This is a genomic window from Bradyrhizobium sp. 170, assembly GCF_023101085.1.
Lineage (GTDB): Bacteria > Pseudomonadota > Alphaproteobacteria > Rhizobiales > Xanthobacteraceae > Bradyrhizobium.
In genome coordinates this window covers 3,666,281-3,681,983 of sequence record NZ_CP064703.1, presented here as the reverse complement: position 1 = coordinate 3,681,983, position 15,703 = coordinate 3,666,281, and the positions used below count along the sequence as shown (strand labels likewise).

Genomic DNA, 15,703 nt, shown 5'->3' with positions numbered 1-15,703 from the left:
GTTCGACAGATGGCCAAGCTTAACTCCGTCACCTACTGAGCTGTTTTCGGTAAGGGGCTTAATGCCGCCGCCGCGGCGTTCGCGATGCCGGTGTCGTTCTCCATGCTAAAGCCGGCAATACCTACTGCGCCTACGACTTCGCCGTTTACGCGTATCGGCACGCCGCCGCGCAGTGCGGCGATGCCGGCGGTGACGAATGCCGTTCGACCCCGATTGATGTTGTCCTCGATCTCTGCCGTCGGCCGTTGTAGCCGCGCAGCCGTTCGTGCCTTCTCGATGGCGAGGTCCGCGCTTGCTGGGCGGACACCGTCCATCCGCTGGAAAGCAAGCAGATCCCCGTTGGGATCAACCACTGCGATTGCCGAGGGGCCATTGCGCTGCTGCGCGGTCTCCTTCGCTGCTTGCAGGACCGTCTGAGCTCCAGCTTGATCGAGGACCAATACGCTCACGGTCTGTGCCCGGACTGACAGGCAGAAGACCGTGGCCAATATTCCAACGCTAATTCCAAGTTTCGTCATGGCGAACCGATCGCTTCGTTAAAGTTTAACCTCTTATCATGCATGGCGACTTACCGGATCTCATTTCCTGATGTGGGAAGAAACGACCACCATGCTCATCACACTTGAGTGTTCGGCGACTCCGCGGAAGCAATCCAACCGCTAGGTTTGGCCGCGAGATAGAGCAAGAGCTGCGAAAACACCGCAATGCTGGGAGTTTGATTTCTCCCTCTCGCACGCTGTTTGCTTTGTGTGGCTGAGCAGCTCAACCGTGATCTTGGGCGCCTTAGCACGCCCAACGCGAGAAACGTGCTGCCGCACGCGCGGGCCATCCTGGTTCTCGGTGCCATGGTCCAACAACTCCTTGTCAATTTAAGTGGGAGCGTGGCATCTACCCGTTGAAATAATGCGAAAATGGCAACCGGAGTTCAAAGTTGCGTTAGCGAATCGTGATCCGCCAATTTCTCTGCGCCATTCGGCGCAATACGCGGAGTTTATCATCGGACGCGCATTCCCGCGAGTTTGTGGTAGCCGTCGTTGCAGGCGGGCTCCAAGCCGCGTGCGCTGCCCGACGGCGGTGGTTATAAACGCTGAGCCAGAACTCGATCACTCTCGAACATCATCCGCGGCTTCAACGATCGCTAGCCCGAACGGCTTGTTCCTGCCGGGTTGGGTCTGGATACTGGCCCATCCTCGCAAGAACGGTTAATCAGCAACAATATCGGTCAAGCTTTATCTCAGCCGCCTCTCTACATCTCTGTGAGCTCGAAATCATAGCGTCAGCGCCACTAGGCGCTCGCCAATCGGATCCGGAATCGCGACGAACAATCGCACCCGCACAAAGTGAGAATACCGCATGATACGGATGTCCTCGGGTCGTTTGGAAGCCGTCGGAAACCTGTCCCAAGACCGGCGCTATGGTCGAACGAGGATCATTGCCTGCCAAACGTGCAGGACAGACATGGAGCACTGGTCATGACGCGGATCACTTTCGCGGTTGCCCTGCTGACCTTAGCGCTGCCCGTTATGGCGGTGGCGCAGGGATCGCATTCCAGCGGTCCACCCGCCGCGCCGTCGGCGGAAACCGAGAAGTTTGTTCACACGGCGGCGAACGCCAATACGTTGGAAATCCGGTCGAGTCAGATCGCGCTGCAGAAAACCACGAACGAACAGGTCAAAGATTTCGCACACTTGATGATCAAGGATCACACAAGGATCGGCGACGAGCTCGAGTCGATCGCGCAGAAGCAGAACTTCCAGCTGCCGAAGGGACTCGACAGCAAGTCCCAGTCCTCGCTCAAGCGGCTGCAATCCGAGTCCGGGATGCGGTTCGACCGCACCTATGCCCCGATGATGTTGAAAGGCCACCAGCAGGCCGTGAAGCTGTTCCAATCCTATGCGCAGAACGGCGATGACCAGCAGTTCAAGGAGTGGGCGCAGCAAACACTTCCCACGTTGCAGGAGCATCTGCGCCGCGCCGAGGCAATGGAGCGCAATGGTCCTGCTCGGACTTCGACACGCTAAGGTGCGGGGGGCGTCCCTTTATAAAGAGGACGGCAGCAATCCCATCGATCGGAAGCGATATGAACGCCGTAGAAACGCGCACCTTCGAAAGTCACCAGGCGGCGTACCGTTCCTCGTAGCCTGCGTGGGTTTTGCGCGCTCGAGATGAACCAGGACATCGGTCTGTCGCAGACCGCGTTCGGTCCCGGCGCCGGCATCTTTTTCGTTGCGTATTTCATGTTCGAGTGCCGTCCAACCTGCTGCTGGACCATTCGGTGCTCGCAAATGGATTGCCCGCATCATGCTGATGCGCCGGCGCTCCGATCTCGTCGTCGAGCGGCGGTTCCATGTCGCATTCGCTACATTTATTGCCGCAGCCTGAATCGCGGTCTCCACAGCCGTCGATAACCCGACGCTGAAGATGATCTCGCGTTGCGTGGCTGGCTTTGCCAACCTGCCGGTGTTTGGACGTTGCCCACCGCCTTCCTCTCCGCCGCCGCGGCCGCCGCCGGAATCGCCGTGATCAATTCGATCGGCAACCTCGCGGGATTCGCGGGGCCGTCCGCATGGGGCTGGATCAAGGACCATATCGGCAGCTATGCCGGCGGCCTGCTGCTGCTGGCGGCGCTCGGCATCATTGCCATGGGAGTGGCGCTGATGCTTGGCCAAGACGATGTGGCCGAACACACCGCGCCAGCCGAACAAACGCCACCGCCTCAGCTCTAAGCGTGATCAGACCTGTTGCGCTCGGCGCTCTACGTACACACGCGATCTCTTAAACTCGAATTTAGCCCTCCGACGCTCCAATTTCATGGTCGGGACAGAGTCTGGACCTACATTACGTGGGATAGGCCATCTGACCTTAGCGCTCACGGTCTCGCCGCCTGAAAGACAACCCGTGATGTGCGAAAGGCGCGATGCTCCAGGTTGGCCGCGTGAGGAAGGCTCAATGATCGCTAACCACACCGAGCGGCGGGATACGCACCAGCTTGGCCGTACCCACATTCGGATTTTTTCTCTTCAAGCTGAACATGTTGACGCGATGGGTGGCGCAAGCTTGCCCCATCTCGCTGCGGACGAAGGAAGAATGCTGAAAATATAATGCCAACATCTGCTGCTTCCGCACTGAATACTCCGGCGGATCGAGCTGGGGACACTCAAAAGAGGTTTGCACGGCCCGCAACCGTACCGGCTGGGCTTCTGGCACTCGGCATTGTCTACGGCGACCTAGGGACCAGCCCTCTGTATACCTTGCAGACTATTATGCACTTCATGGGAGATCAATTCACGCCGGAAGCGGCTCTTGGCTCGCTGTCCCTCGTCTTTTGGGCCCTGATCATCACGATATCGATCAAGTACTGCTTTCTGGTCATGCGCGCCGACAATCACGGTGAAGGCGGGATACTCGCGCTGATGACGTTGACCGGTGCCCGCTGGGCTGGTCGTGGTCGGTGGCTCATTATCATAGGCCTGTTTGGTGCAGCCCTTATCTATGGAGACGGAATTATTACGCCGGCAATCTCGGTCCTCAGCGCGGTAGAAGGTCTAAACGTCGCAACAAGTATATTCAAACCGTACACGATGCCGTTTGCCCTTGTCATTCTGGTCGGCCTGTTTGCGATTCAGAATCGTGGGACCGGGACCGTTGGAAAGACCTTCGGACCGATCATGTTCGCGTGGTTTGCCACAATCGCGATTCTTGGCGTTATCGGGGTCGTGCATCATCCGCATGTTCTGGCGGCGATAAACCCTATCTATGGTGCCCGACTCGTGATGGGGCACGGATTTCTCGGATTCACTCTGCTGGGCGGCGTATTCCTCGCGCTGACGGGTGGTGAAGCGATTTACGCTGACATGGGCCACATCGGACCAAATCCAATCCGCGCTGCCTGGTATTGCGTGGTGCTGCCGGCTCTCGTCCTCAATTACGCTGGCCAGATCGGAAATTTCCTGGACGCTCCCAACCTGGAAACAAACCCGTTTTTCAAGCTCGCGCCAAACTGGTCGATTTACCCGCTGGTCGCGCTTGCAACGCTCGCCACCATCATCGCCAGCCAGGCCATCATTACGGGTGTGTTCTCCATGACGCGGCAGGCGATGCAGCTCGGCTGGTTTCCGGGTGTACGGATCCGTCAGACCTCGGCGGAAGAACACGGACAGATCTACGTACCATTCGTCAATTGGACCATGATGGCGTTTACGGTCGGCCTGACCGCAGGATTCGGAAGCTCCGACCGCCTTGCCGGAGCTTACGGGACCGCTGTATCGACCACCATGGTCTTAACGACGGCGTTGCTCTACCATGTAATGCGCAATCGGTGGCAGTGGTCCCTGTGCCAAGCAGCCGCCATCACGAGTGTCTTCTTGGCCATCGATCTCGCCTTCTTCTCGGCGAACCTTCTGAAGATATTGGATGGCGGCTGGATCCCGTTGACACTCGGCGCCCTCGTGTTCACCATCATGACGACCTGGCATTACGGCGTTGAGGCAATGCATCGCCGCAACGCGGCACTATCTCAACAGCCGGCCAAGTTCTTCGCGCACCTTCGCACAGATAACGTCGCAAGAGTTCGTGGCACGGCGGTGTTTCTCACACGAGTTGGCGAGGCGATACCGCCCATCATCGTCAACTACGTGAAGCGCGTCGGATCGCTGCAAAAGACCGTTATTTGCCTGACGGTCAGCTTCGAGGACGTTCCTCGCATTCGATCAAAAGACCGCGTCCGCATAGAACAACTCGACGAGGGTTTTTGGCACGTAACTGTTCACTTTGGTTTCGTCGAAGTCCCCGACCTTCCGGCCGTCCTCGCGCTTGCGAAAAAGGACGGAGTGCCAGTCCTCGATGAAGCAAGCTATTACATCGAGCGAGTGGATTTCAGCAGCCGCAAACATCGAAATCCCCTGTCGCGATGGCGCATCGCATTATTCTCGTTCATGTCGCGCAATTCCGCGCATGCCATCGACCGGTTCAAGATACCCTCGAGCGCATTGATTGAAATAGGCCGAAGGGTCGAGCTATAATAAGCAGATAGAGCAGGCAGCGGCGAGCTTTCTATTCGAGTAGCAGTCAGGCAAAGCTCCTCAGCTTGCGCGAATGCAGCCGTTCTCGTTCTTGGGACTTGAGCTTGTCATGAACGGAGGGCTCGCCTGCTCGAGCACCGGCATCAGAGGCCGCCAGAATCCGGTAAGACTACACAAAAGATTAGATACGATGGGCGCGGCAGCATCGTCTGCTTCATGGCTCCGGCGACGTTCTTGACATCGCTCGGATTGATCGAGGCCGCCGTCACTCGCACCAGCGCCGTCGTCTCAACGACGACCGAGGTCGCTACCTCCGCCAACTCAAGGACCGAGGGATCGCCAAGGTCTTGAACCGTATTGCACGCATGACCTTATCGCTTCCTGGGGATTTGACTATTTTCGACGAAGCGGCGCGTAGCGGCGTGTGCCGCACTAAAATCGTGCGCGCTGGCGGTAACTTTCATGTCTTCATAGTCGCTCCGGAAACCAGGGTGCGGCATTGTTTGCCGCACTGCTCGAACGCAGGGCAAAAGTTCGATGCCGCCGATGCGCAACGACCTTAACGAAGAACGACGCGAGGGAGGGCTATTAAGTTCGCGTCTAACCGGACGACCTGCTGAGGCGCGCTGCGGGTCATTCGCGTCGATTTTGGCATATCCGCAGCATGTCCGGTTAGGCCGGGTAATCTCGGAAATCCGGGATGTCCGGTTTTGCCGGTGGAAAGCATCGGTTTGGACGTGATTCAAGCGCCCAAACTGGAATCTCGAATCACGCGGTATGAACTCCCAGACTTTGAATGGGCTGCCATCAGGTCGTTCCTTCCAAACGGGTGCCGCCTTCAACCCGGCGCGAGCGCCTGGCCCTATGGTCGCGACTGGTAATTTCAGCGAGGTGACAGACCCAATCGTTGGTGCCATCGTCGCTGCCATTCTGCTCACGGGCCTCGCCCCGGCTCGCCCGTGAAGGGATGGCGGCCCAGCCGCGCAGCGCTGCCCAGACGCCCGCTGAGTGAGTCCCACTCGAGAAGCTCATGTTTCAAGTTGAGAGGAAAAAATCGCCCCGCTGCCGCTCGATAATATACCGTGGACGCTTAGCGCGTCCACGGTGCCGTTTTGGAGATAGAAAGGTCCCTCAATCAGTGATGCGCCCAGTCCGCTTTTGTCTCAGGCCGCTTTAGAGAGTTGCCCGTGCGGATCGATGACGAATTTGCTTGCGACGCCGGCGTCGAATGATTTGTAGCCTTCCGGCGCCTGCTCAAGATCGATCACCTTGACATTGACGATCTTGGCGATGGGCAGCCTGTCCCAAAGTATCGCCTGCATGAGCTGGCGATTGTATTTCAGCACCGGCGTCTGGCCGGTGTGGAGGGCATGGGACTTTGCCCAGCCGAGACCGAGGCGCAGGCTGAGGTTGCCCTGTTTGGCTGCCTGCTCCTTCGCGCCGGGATCGTCGGTCACATAGAGGCCGGGAATGCCGATCGCGCCGGCTGCGCGGGTGATCTCCATCAGGCTGTTCAGCACGACGGCAGGCGCTTCGACGACCTTGCCGTCGGTTCCTTGCGCCTTTGCTTCGAAGCCGACGCAGTCGATCGCACAGTCGACTTCCGGAACGCCGAGGACGTCGGCGACCAGTTCGCCCAACCGATCGTGCCTGGTGAGATCGATCGGCTCGAAGCCGACGTTCTTGGCGTGGGCGAGTCGCTCCGTGTTCATATCTCCGATCAAGACAACTGCTGCGCCAAGGATGCGCGCGGACGCTGCCGCCGCGAGGCCGACCGGCCCGGCGCCGGCGACATAGACCGTCGACCCCACCCCGACCTTGGCTGTGACGGCTCCATGGAATCCCGTCGGCAGAATATCGGAGAGGCAGGTCAGATCACGGATCCTTTCCATCGCGTGCGCCTTGTTCGGAAACTTCAGCAGGTTGAAATCGGCATAGGGCACCATCACGTAGTCGGCCTGCCCGCCGATCCATCCGCCCATATCGACATAGCCATAGGCGCCGCCAGCGCGGTCGGAATTGACGTGAAGGCAGACGCCGGTGTCACCCTCTCGACAGGTCCGGCAGCGGCCGCACGCGACGTTGAAAGGCACCGATACGAGGTCGCCGACCTTGAGATACTCGACGTCACGGCCTTTCTCGATCACCTCGCCGGTGATCTCGTGTCCGAGCACCATGCCGGCCGGTGCCGTCGTGCGGCCCCGGACCATGTGCTGGTCGGAGCCGCAGATATTTGTCGTTACGACCTTGAGGATCACGCCGTGGTCGATCGACTTTCCTGCCGGATTGCGGAAGGTCGGAAAGTCGATGCTCTGAACTTCGACGCTGCCGGGCTTGAGGTAAACCACGCCACGATTGGAATTGGAAGGCATCTGCAATCTCCTCTAAGTTTCGCTCTGAGATTCATTTCGATGTGCCGAGTTTCTGCGGGCGGCAGGACGCCATCAGTGCCCGCTGAGGGACTCAACGAATCCCCGATGTACGGGCGGATCTTGGGATTTTGCCCCAAGCCGACGCCAACCGGATTGGCTCGAACATATCAGCGTGCCGGAAAATGACTTTGCCCTTCTTGCTGCGACTGGGGCGAGCTTGCGCTAACTTCGGGATCACGCCTTGGTCTCCCGGCAATCTTCCCCCAGCGGCGTCCGACGTGGCGGGCGAGCACGTGGGCTTCAAACAATCGTGAGGGACGTGCTTCAACTCGGCGTGAGAGCGGGCGGCATATTCGAACTAGCCCTCTGCGAAAGATGAGATGACTGACCTTGGGCGCACTTGACGGTGTTCGTTATTTTGACCTCGAAAGATCGACTTTGGGCGGCTTTCCGTCGGGGCTACCGCCTTTTGGCGGCCTGTCTATGTTTGAGCGGTTTGCATCTGACTGCGCGAAAGAGGGTTTCCATGACCGAAGAAACACAACTTGCGCGTCCACTCTCACGAGTTCGCAAAACCGCAGACGGTGAGCAAGACGCTAGCCGCCGCACTCTGCTGGGATTGCCCTTTCTCGCAGCGGCGTCTTTGGCTCCATTCGCCACGGCGACCACTTTAGTCCCACCCCCGCTACTGCCGCCACACAACCGCCCAACACATATACTGAGCCGCTTGGCACGAGCCTGGAAGGCTGGCCGTATCCTGGCCCCCTCCAATTCCTGCCGCTGACCATGGAGGGCCAACAGGTCCGGATGGCCTGCATGGACTTCCGCAGCCCAATTCGGTGGCAAATGACCCACGACGGTCATGAAAAGGCAAAGGCCGGCATCGCCGGACAACAATGGACCAGCATAAAATGAACGATTGATTATTTCAAACTGAAAGGCACATTGCGATGACCAGGATCATAGTGCTCGGCGCCTCGGGCGCGATGGGTAAGCACGTTGCTCAGCAAGCCGTTGATGCCGGACACGAGGTTTCGGTGATGGTGCGCACACCTTCCAAACTGCCCGCATCATGGCGGGACAAGGTCAAAGTGCACAAAGCCGATATTACCACCCTGTCTGCAAATCAGCTCGGAGCGCTTCTGGGCGGTGACGATGTTGTCATCAACACCGCGGGTCTGGTTAGCGACGGCGACAGATTCGTCACTCTGGTAGCACATATTGTCAGTGGCCTTGAGACCATTGAGCCGGCAAATCGCCCGGTGGCGTGGTTCATGGCGGGAGCAGGTCTGCTGGACATTGGCGACACGCGGCGTCGCGGATTGGAGCTGCCGTTGATCAAGAAGACCTACTGGCCGCACGGCGAGAACTTCAAGCGGCTCGAGGCATCCACACTGGACTTTCGCCTGCTCTGCCCTGGCCCGATGGTGGAGGACGCTGCTGTCGGCCTGGAAAGGTTGCGCGTCGCCATAGACCGATTGCCTGTTCAAACACCCGCTGCAGTCAAGTGGTTGCCCGATTGGCTGCTCGTGCCGATCTTTGCCTCTCGTGTGCCAGAAATGATCATCCCCTACGCTGACGCGGCGGCGCTGATGCTGAACAACCTTGAACCCGGGAATGCGATGTCACGCCATCGCGTGGGTTTGGCTTTGCCGGTCGGCATGAAAGGTAAAAAGGAGCGCTGGACGGCACGCGCGCCCTGAACAGAGCACAACCCCACCCGGGTGGAGTGTCGCCTGTTGGCAGATTGTGTTGAAAACGTCTTTTCTACCTTCACAAAAACGACCACGGACCTTCGCATCGCCCCTAGCGAGCATGCAGCGGTAGAAACGTCCAAACATCGGCTTTCCCAAGATTTTGGCAGCCTCTCAAATTTCGACTTTTTCAACAGTATCCGCCAGAAGCGGTCACTCGATATCGGAATAGCGTCGTTCCGCCGTGGCTCATATTCGCGCTTCAATAGCAGGCTCGACACGACGCCGCCCTAGTTTCGTTCCTTTCGCCCTGGCACGAGCGAGAAAGGCGTGGACTCGCTCTCGAATGATCCTCCGCTCAAATTCCGCAAATACGCTCAGCATCTAAAACAACGCCTTGCCGGCGGTGGTCGAAGTATCGAGTCCTTGCTGGTGAAGGAACAGGCCGACTCCCTTTTCACGAAGGCTTTGGAGAATGTCGAGCAGGTCGGTGAGCGATCGACCGAGCCGATCCACTGACCATGTCGCAACCATGTCGAGCTCTTTCGCATTTCATCGCTCTCATCATGGCGTCAAGCCCAGGACGTTGATGCCTGCCCTTGGCGCCGCTGATGCCGGCGTCTTCGTAGACTTTCCAAATCTCCCATCCCGACCTACCGGCCACAGCGCTCAACTCGCGCAGTTGACTTTCGGTGTCCTTGGATGTGCTGACCCGTAGACAGATGGCGACGCGCTTTTTCATTGAGTTCTTCTTTGCCGGAGTCAGCATGCTCCTTCCATTTAGCTCAGCGAAGGGAAATAGCTCAGCGAGCGCGTGCATCCGCACGCGAGTTTTAAAATGGGTTTTTCGGTATACCCGGAAGATGAGGCATGCGGGTGTGTATCGGGACTAACAGAACGACGGCAGTCGGCGGCGCTGGCCAGTGGTCACGAGAAATCCTGCCTCAAAGTGGCGGCGATCTGTTCCAGCGCCCAGTCGACCTGATCGCTGGAGATAACTAGCGGCGGGGCGATGCGAATCGTGTGCCCATGTGTGTCCTTGGCGAGGATGCCTCGGGCCTGCAGGGCCTGACAGTAGCGACGTGCACCGCCTGCTTCCGGGTGAAGCTCGACGGCCAGCATCAGCCCGCGTCCGCGCACTTCCCGGATCGTGTTGCTGCGGATGCTGCTCAGGCCATCGAGAAAGCGGGTGCCCTGGGCGGCTGCGTTCTCGATCATCCCTTCCTCGACCAGCACGCGCAGCGCGGCCCGAGCCACCGCACAGGCGAGCGGATTGCCGCCGAAGGTCGAACCGTGCTGACCAGGTTTCAGGGTGCCGAGCACCGCGTTGTTCGAAAGCACGGCCGACACTGGGTAAAAGCCGCCGGACAACGCCTTGCCGAGCAGCGTGACATCCGCCTCGATGCCCTCGTGCTGTTCCGCGAGCAGCTTGCCGGTGCGGCCGAGCCCGGTCTGGATCTCATCCAGAATCAGCATCACGTCGTGCGCGGCGCAGAGTTCGCGCACTTCTGTAAAGTAACCTGACGGCGGGATGACGACGCCAGCTTCTCCCTGGATCGGTTCGACCAAAAAGGCGACCGTGTTGGGCGTGATTGCCTTTTTCAGCGCCGTGGCATCGCCGAAGGCGATGATCTTGAAGCCCGCCGCGAACGGTCCGAAATGGTCACGTGCCGCCGGGTCGGTGCTGAAGCCGATGATGCCAAGGGTGCGGCCGTGAAAATTATCGGCGCAGACGATGATTTCGGCCTGCCCGTCCGGCACTCCCTTCACCTCATAGCCCCATTTGCGCACCGACTTGATCGCACTCTCCACCGCTTCGGCGCCGCTGTTCATCGGCAGCACCTTGTGGGAGCCGGTCAGCGCCGCGATCTCTTCGTAAAAGAGGGCCAGCTGGTCGTTGTGAAAGGCGCGCGACGTCAGCGTCAGCCGGCCCGCCTGCTCCACCATCGCGGCCAAGATCTTCGGATGGCAGTGGCCCTGATTCACCGCGGAATAGGCGGAGAGGCAATCGAGGTAGCGATGGCCCTGCGTATCCCAAACAAAGACGCCCTCGCCCCGCGACAGAACGACGCCGAGCGGTTCGTAGTTCTGGGCGCCAAAGCGCGCTTCCCTCGCGATGAAATCAGTGACCGATGGATCCATGTTTCGTCACTCCAGTTGGAGCGAACTGGCAGACAGTGGGCTATCGCCATTTTCCAGCCTGCGAATGCCCGATGATCATCATCAAGTTACCACAGGCATTTTGCTTGCGGACGCATTGGGTGACGCTAAACGGCGCTACCCTATCGGGCTGGACAGAAACAACCTAGCGGACGCCCCTTCCGCCTTCTATCCATATAAGCATTTGATATCGCTATAAAAAATTGGCCCGCTCGTCAGAATCCCCGCATACCGGATCGATGCGATCGGCTTCCGCCAGCGCCGTCGTGACGAGCGCTCGATCGCATCCGAAGAGATCGACGCAGCTTCACGACTAACGGCCGGGTTCACGGCTTCAACGTAAGCATGATCTATATCAATAGCTGGCCGGATCTCATTCGGCTCCATGGCACGCGATAGGTTTTTCATAGTGGTGTCGCTTGTGTGGCTGGCAACCCTGGTCGGAGCTGCCCTGTTCGCGATCCTCGGTTAAATTGGAACTGCAAGCCAAACGATCGCGTTTAAATTCCGCGCCGGCGGTCTGGGCGCATTTTTAATGGCGGTCTAGGCCGTTCAATCGCCAAAAGGAGGATGCCGTGGTGCGGAATCCTTGGACTTTAGCGGCGGCCGTGTTCGCGCTTGGCATGATTGCCTGGGTCCTCGCAGCGGAGCGCCCTCAAAGAAGCTCGGTCCGGACTATGGAAACGTCCCTTTCATTGAGTGCCGATCCTGACTTGCGGTTAATCTCTGAGCGCAGCGAATACATGCGGACAGAACGCTGACAACGCGGTGTAAGAAAATCACTCTATCGGGAATGCGCGAATCCGGTCCAAGTTCTGCGGGGGCTCGGCGTGCACATTCTCCCGGCAGAGGGGGCGCGCCGGCCCCCCTTCCCGCAATGCCCAGTGGAACCCCTGAGTGTTCGTGCCCGTTACACCTCTTCAAGTCCAAGGAGGACTCCCCATGATCAAAATCGCTTTTGTCGTGGCGGCAGCGGTGCTGACGACTGCCCCGCTCGTCACTCCGGTCAACGCCCAAGGCGTCAAGATTGCCCAAGTCGATATGCAAACCGGGCGGCACTTCGAGGACCGCGACCCCGGCTACTATAGGGAACGTCGCGGCTACTACTCCAACGCCACTGTTGGTGTCGGTCCAGGCGGTGTCACCATCGGCCCGCGACAGCGCTGCCGCATGGAGACTACCACGATAGAACGGGACGACCGCCGCAGGATCACGCGCAGGGAGCGCGTCTGCGACTAAAGCGGCGGGCAACAAGAGGGATGAATGGGCCTGCACTTTAGCCGCCTTGGTCCTCCTACAGAGGAGTTAGAGATATGGAGCGCGAGCGAGCGCGCCTTCTCGTTCGTGATCAGTAACGTAGTAGCAGTGGTCCTCGACTTCATGGGAAGCCTGGGTTTGTAGCTTCTTGGCGCCCCATCGATATCAACAAGCCTGCCATCAGGGTGCGCGGATCACCCTTCAAGACGTTTACCGAAGAAGGCCTGTGAGGCCATGCTGGAGCACCTGATCAGATAGCTTCGGCTTTCGCGTACCCCCTTGCCCACCCAGCCGCTTCGGGTTGTATATTCCGGGCGAGAGATGTCAGAGCGTAGTTCAGCCTGGCGTAGTTCAGCCTGGAGCCGTGAGTTTGACGAGCCGATCGCGTTGCCGAACGGGCGCAAGCTCGTCACCCTGCGCGACGCCGCGACCTACATCACCGAGCTGCCGAAGGCCGAGTCCGATCTGGTCGAATGGCAGGCCGCGATCCGGCCGCTGATGCTGGTCGCCGATCTCGGCGGCCCCACGATGTTCGCCCGGCTTGGCGTCGTGTGGGCGTTGAACCGTCACCATGTTCGGGAGTTCAATCCGGCGCGAAAGGAAGGCATTGGGGCGGAGGAAACTCAAGAGGGACAGACTGTGATCTAGTTCACATCTTGGACCCCAAGGTAAATGATAGCTTAGAGCTGATGGTGCAGATCAACTCAAACAACGAGGTTGGATCATGCCCGCCATATTCGACCTCCTCTACCGCGAATACTGCCGTGCCCGCCTCGCCGAAATGCGCAAACAACTTCTGATCTCGCCTGAGAGGCATGAGGTCCCAGAAGCGATTTGCGATGCAAAGGATGTTGTCGGCGCTAGTCCGGCTAGCCACGTGAGCGGCGGTGGGACCGACGCGCTGGATCGTCTCGGTCGTACCTAAGCCGCTTGCCGCAGCCCAAAATCCGATTTCAGTCCGGCTGCATGAATTTGATGGTGCAGGTAGGCCACTTCACATCGTGGCCTCTGATAAAAATTCGCAGTCCGTGCATTTCGTCTAGCCAAACGCTCTCGACCGTCCCGGCCTTTCCGTCGGATAGGATCACGGCCTTGCCGACAAGGTCTGTCTGGGCTTGCCGTACTCGCCGAGAGATAATGGACGCACGGAGTTTCACAGTTGGCATAGGTGACCCGGATCAGAGTTTGAGAGGGGACGGTGTTTGCATTGCGCAAGTCGTGACCCGTGTGCGGCAAACGGGTCAATGGAACCGCACTAACAACGGCACCGACGCAGATCGCGTCAGTGAGGGTCATCGTATGTCGCTCGCGCTTCATGCTGACGCGCGACGATCGACGCGCGTCGATCGGCATCGGGCAAAGCGCGCTCACCTACGATGAACCGAGACGACACACTTTTCTGGGCCTGCGATCGGTTGGCTTTTCATCCCCACATGGACAGTACGCCAGCCGCGATCGGCCCGCCAGGTTCGCCGGCGGTGATCGCCGCGCCGACCCCAGTCGCTGTGGCAGACCGCGTGCATCGGCATGCGCACCCTCATCGACTGCGACTGGATGCTGCGCCGGACCAGTGCGGTCGCGGTGGTGACCGGCACGACTTGGTAGCCATGAAGGCCAAATCCCGGATGCCGGCCGAGGCGCGGCAGCTGCATCTATTCTAGTCGCCGCCGGCAAAGGGGAATTGCGCCGCCGGCGCCGACCGAATTCGCCTTGCAGGCATTCCTGGTCAACGTGATCCGGCGCCGGCTCGATCCGCGGTGGAAGTTCACCACCTCCCCGCTCGGCGAGGTTCGCGATCCCATCACCGCCGGACGACTCCGGCGCCTCGGCACCTGCGGCGGTTGGCCCGACCTGCAAAAAAAATTGGGGCGCGCGCCTGTGTCGGCGTTGAGCTGCCATTTTCACGCACCCGGTCGCCTACGACGCCGGCCGCGGCCGCGATGGAGAGGCAAGGCCTGCAAGCAGCACCGCCAAAATGCCGGTCAGGAATATGCCGTCAAATGTCCCTGCGCCACCGATGGAAGCGATCGGCGCGCCAAGGCTGCCGATCTTGTCCAGATTGAGAATATCGGCGCCGATTAGCGTTCCCATGGATCCGCCGATATAAGCCAGCGGCGCTGCATATTCGCGGGAAAGGACGAGGGCAAGGATTGCCATGGCCACGACCGGCACAAAGACCGGCACGGCAATGCCAATACCAGCCACTGGCGTCGCCGTGGAATGAACAATGAAGGCGATTACGGCGACAGCGATCGCTGCCCTGAGCCAGAGCTGGTAGCGAAGCACGAGATAGGCGGACATCAATGTCGGAATCACCGCACCGCCGACATTCACAGCCAAAATGGTGCTGGGCGAAACCACGAAAGGCACCACATAGCGCATACCGAAGAAGTCGACGACTTGCCCTGATCTGACCGGCGGACCGGGCAGCACGGCAATCGGAAGATTGAAGTAGCTTCCGATCAATGAGCCGAATAGGAGAAGGAGTGCGACCCCCGGACCTACCCCGAGCCGCATATAGGCATATCTAAGGATACGGAGTTGGATCAGGATGACCAGCGCCAATGCCAAAAAAACCAGGACCGAAAAAAATCCCGGCGTCAGCGGCAAATAGTGAACCTGGGGATCATCCATGAGATCGATGGCTTGATTTGGTTCGGGCAGGGACGGCGCTAGGGGCCGCTACAACGTCACGCCGAGCCAGCACGGGGGAAAGGTGGGTGACCAGGACAAAGACGCTGTAGGGCCATTGTTTAGGTAGGATCGCCCTGCGTTCTGTCACTTCACAATGTTCTGCGTTGGAATTGATCGCGGCAACACCTACGGCCCTGATTTGGCACCTCGCGTGCACTAACGCGCGCCATTTTGGACACTCGCAAGGGCTTAGTCCGCGTCAGTCTTGCGCGAGCGGTCTCTCGAGTTAGTCGGCGATCTCGCCCTCTGCTGTGACAAGCAAGGGCGATGCGACGGCTTTGATCCGCCGAATATTGCTGCGGTGCGCGAGTCTGGTACTGGCAGCACGAAACGGACTTGAGCGGTCGGCGTACCGATGTCTGCTGCCGGGGGTAGAGCGGGCATGCCGCGTCGGCCGAGGCACTTCCGGTTTTGACCCTTAGCGACATTCGATTCATTGCTGCGATGTCGGCTTATGACCCCGTCATCTGGAGGGAGCAGTCGAGAGAGTGAGATCGCCATCGCT

General features: G+C 59.3%; 13 protein-coding genes and 1 pseudogene. 8 read left to right on the top strand and 6 right to left on the bottom strand.

Annotated features, from left to right (window positions below; genetic code table 11):
* Window positions 1–32: 32 nt before the first annotated feature.
* Complete coding sequence (locus IVB05_RS16960; RefSeq protein WP_247785667.1) at window positions 33–449, bottom strand: heme-binding protein; 417 nt, start codon at window positions 447–449, stop codon at window positions 33–35.
* Window positions 450–1,472: 1,023 nt separating this feature from the next.
* On the opposite strand from IVB05_RS16960, the gene IVB05_RS16955 reads away from it, so the two are divergent.
* The 3 genes and pseudogenes from IVB05_RS16955 (at window position 1,473) to IVB05_RS16945 (ending at window position 2,726) form a co-directional block, all read left to right on the top strand.
* Window positions 1,473–2,021, top strand: coding sequence for a DUF4142 domain-containing protein (locus tag IVB05_RS16955; RefSeq protein ID WP_247785666.1), 549 nt, complete (start codon window positions 1,473–1,475; stop codon window positions 2,019–2,021).
* Window positions 2,022–2,147: 126 nt separating this feature from the next.
* Window positions 2,148–2,307: pseudogene (locus tag IVB05_RS16950) on the top strand (MFS transporter); the annotation flags it as partial.
* A 164-nt stretch (window positions 2,308–2,471) separates the two neighbouring features.
* The gene (locus tag IVB05_RS16945) at window positions 2,472–2,726 is read left to right on the top strand and encodes a hypothetical protein (RefSeq protein WP_247785664.1); all 255 of its coding nucleotides are present in this window, start codon (window positions 2,472–2,474) and stop codon (window positions 2,724–2,726) included.
* 220 nt (window positions 2,727–2,946) lie between these two features.
* Here the strand turns inward: IVB05_RS16945 and IVB05_RS16940 are convergent, their stop codons facing one another.
* A complete protein-coding gene (locus tag IVB05_RS16940) occupies window positions 2,947–3,111 on the bottom strand; it encodes a hypothetical protein (RefSeq protein ID WP_247785662.1) in 165 nt (54 codons plus the stop codon).
* Window positions 3,112–3,200: 89 nt separating this feature from the next.
* On the opposite strand from IVB05_RS16940, the gene IVB05_RS16935 reads away from it, so the two are divergent.
* A complete protein-coding gene (locus tag IVB05_RS16935) occupies window positions 3,201–5,021 on the top strand; it encodes a KUP/HAK/KT family potassium transporter (RefSeq protein WP_247786736.1) in 1,821 nt (606 codons plus the stop codon).
* A 1,163-nt stretch (window positions 5,022–6,184) separates the two neighbouring features.
* Here the strand turns inward: IVB05_RS16935 and fdhA are convergent.
* On the bottom strand, window positions 6,185–7,393 hold the full coding sequence (gene fdhA / locus IVB05_RS16930) for a formaldehyde dehydrogenase, glutathione-independent (protein WP_247785661.1): 1,209 nt from the start codon (window positions 7,391–7,393) through the stop codon (window positions 6,185–6,187).
* Between the two features lie 950 nt (window positions 7,394–8,343).
* On the opposite strand from fdhA, the gene IVB05_RS16925 reads away from it, so the two are divergent.
* Both IVB05_RS16925 and IVB05_RS43420 read left to right on the top strand, forming a co-directional pair.
* Window positions 8,344–9,096 carry an NAD(P)H-binding protein gene (locus IVB05_RS16925; protein WP_247785659.1) on the top strand — a complete coding sequence of 251 codons (753 nt, stop codon included), beginning with the start codon at window positions 8,344–8,346 and terminating at the stop codon, window positions 9,094–9,096.
* A 321-nt stretch (window positions 9,097–9,417) separates the two neighbouring features.
* Window positions 9,418–9,606 (top strand): hypothetical protein, encoded by a 189-nt coding sequence (locus IVB05_RS43420; RefSeq protein WP_253075655.1) that lies wholly within the window; start codon window positions 9,418–9,420, stop codon window positions 9,604–9,606.
* 408 nt (window positions 9,607–10,014) lie between these two features.
* On the opposite strand, the gene rocD is transcribed toward IVB05_RS43420, so the two are convergent.
* Window positions 10,015–11,229, bottom strand: a complete 1,215-nt coding sequence (gene rocD, locus IVB05_RS16915) for an ornithine--oxo-acid transaminase (protein WP_247785658.1) — start codon at window positions 11,227–11,229, stop codon at window positions 10,015–10,017.
* 960 nt (window positions 11,230–12,189) lie between these two features.
* On the opposite strand from rocD, the gene IVB05_RS16910 reads away from it, so the two are divergent.
* Window positions 12,190–12,486 (top strand): hypothetical protein, encoded by a 297-nt coding sequence (locus IVB05_RS16910; RefSeq protein ID WP_247785656.1) that lies wholly within the window; start codon window positions 12,190–12,192, stop codon window positions 12,484–12,486.
* Between the two features lie 339 nt (window positions 12,487–12,825).
* Window positions 12,826–13,152, top strand: coding sequence for a hypothetical protein (locus IVB05_RS16905; protein ID WP_247785652.1), 327 nt, complete (start codon window positions 12,826–12,828; stop codon window positions 13,150–13,152).
* Window positions 13,153–13,457: 305 nt separating this feature from the next.
* On the opposite strand, the gene IVB05_RS16900 is transcribed toward IVB05_RS16905, so the two are convergent.
* Both IVB05_RS16900 and IVB05_RS16895 read right to left on the bottom strand, forming a co-directional pair.
* Complete coding sequence (locus IVB05_RS16900; RefSeq protein WP_247785651.1) at window positions 13,458–13,670, bottom strand: PRC-barrel domain-containing protein; 213 nt, start codon at window positions 13,668–13,670, stop codon at window positions 13,458–13,460.
* Between the two features lie 751 nt (window positions 13,671–14,421).
* A complete protein-coding gene (locus tag IVB05_RS16895; protein WP_247785650.1) occupies window positions 14,422–15,138 on the bottom strand; it encodes a DUF1614 domain-containing protein in 717 nt (238 codons plus the stop codon).
* Window positions 15,139–15,703: the final 565 nt, after the last annotated feature.

What these genes read in the sequence shown, in the direction of transcription:
- IVB05_RS16955 (WP_247785666.1), top strand. Translation starts at nt 1,473, where the DNA reads ATGACGCGGATCACTTTCGCGGTTGCCCTGCTGACCTTAGCGCTGCCC.
- IVB05_RS16940 (WP_247785662.1), bottom strand. Translation starts at nt 3,111, where the DNA reads ATGTTGGCATTATATTTTCAGCATTCTTCCTTCGTCCGCAGCGAGATG.
- fdhA (WP_247785661.1), bottom strand. Translation starts at nt 7,393, where the DNA reads ATGCCTTCCAATTCCAATCGTGGCGTGGTTTACCTCAAGCCCGGCAGC.
- IVB05_RS16925 (WP_247785659.1), top strand. Translation starts at nt 8,344, where the DNA reads ATGACCAGGATCATAGTGCTCGGCGCCTCGGGCGCGATGGGTAAGCAC.
- rocD (WP_247785658.1), bottom strand. Translation starts at nt 11,229, where the DNA reads ATGGATCCATCGGTCACTGATTTCATCGCGAGGGAAGCGCGCTTTGGC.
- IVB05_RS16910 (WP_247785656.1), top strand. Translation starts at nt 12,190, where the DNA reads ATGATCAAAATCGCTTTTGTCGTGGCGGCAGCGGTGCTGACGACTGCC.
- IVB05_RS16905 (WP_247785652.1), top strand. Translation starts at nt 12,826, where the DNA reads ATGTCAGAGCGTAGTTCAGCCTGGCGTAGTTCAGCCTGGAGCCGTGAG.
- IVB05_RS16900 (WP_247785651.1), bottom strand. Translation starts at nt 13,670, where the DNA reads ATGCCAACTGTGAAACTCCGTGCGTCCATTATCTCTCGGCGAGTACGG.
- IVB05_RS16895 (WP_247785650.1), bottom strand. Translation starts at nt 15,138, where the DNA reads ATGGATGATCCCCAGGTTCACTATTTGCCGCTGACGCCGGGATTTTTT.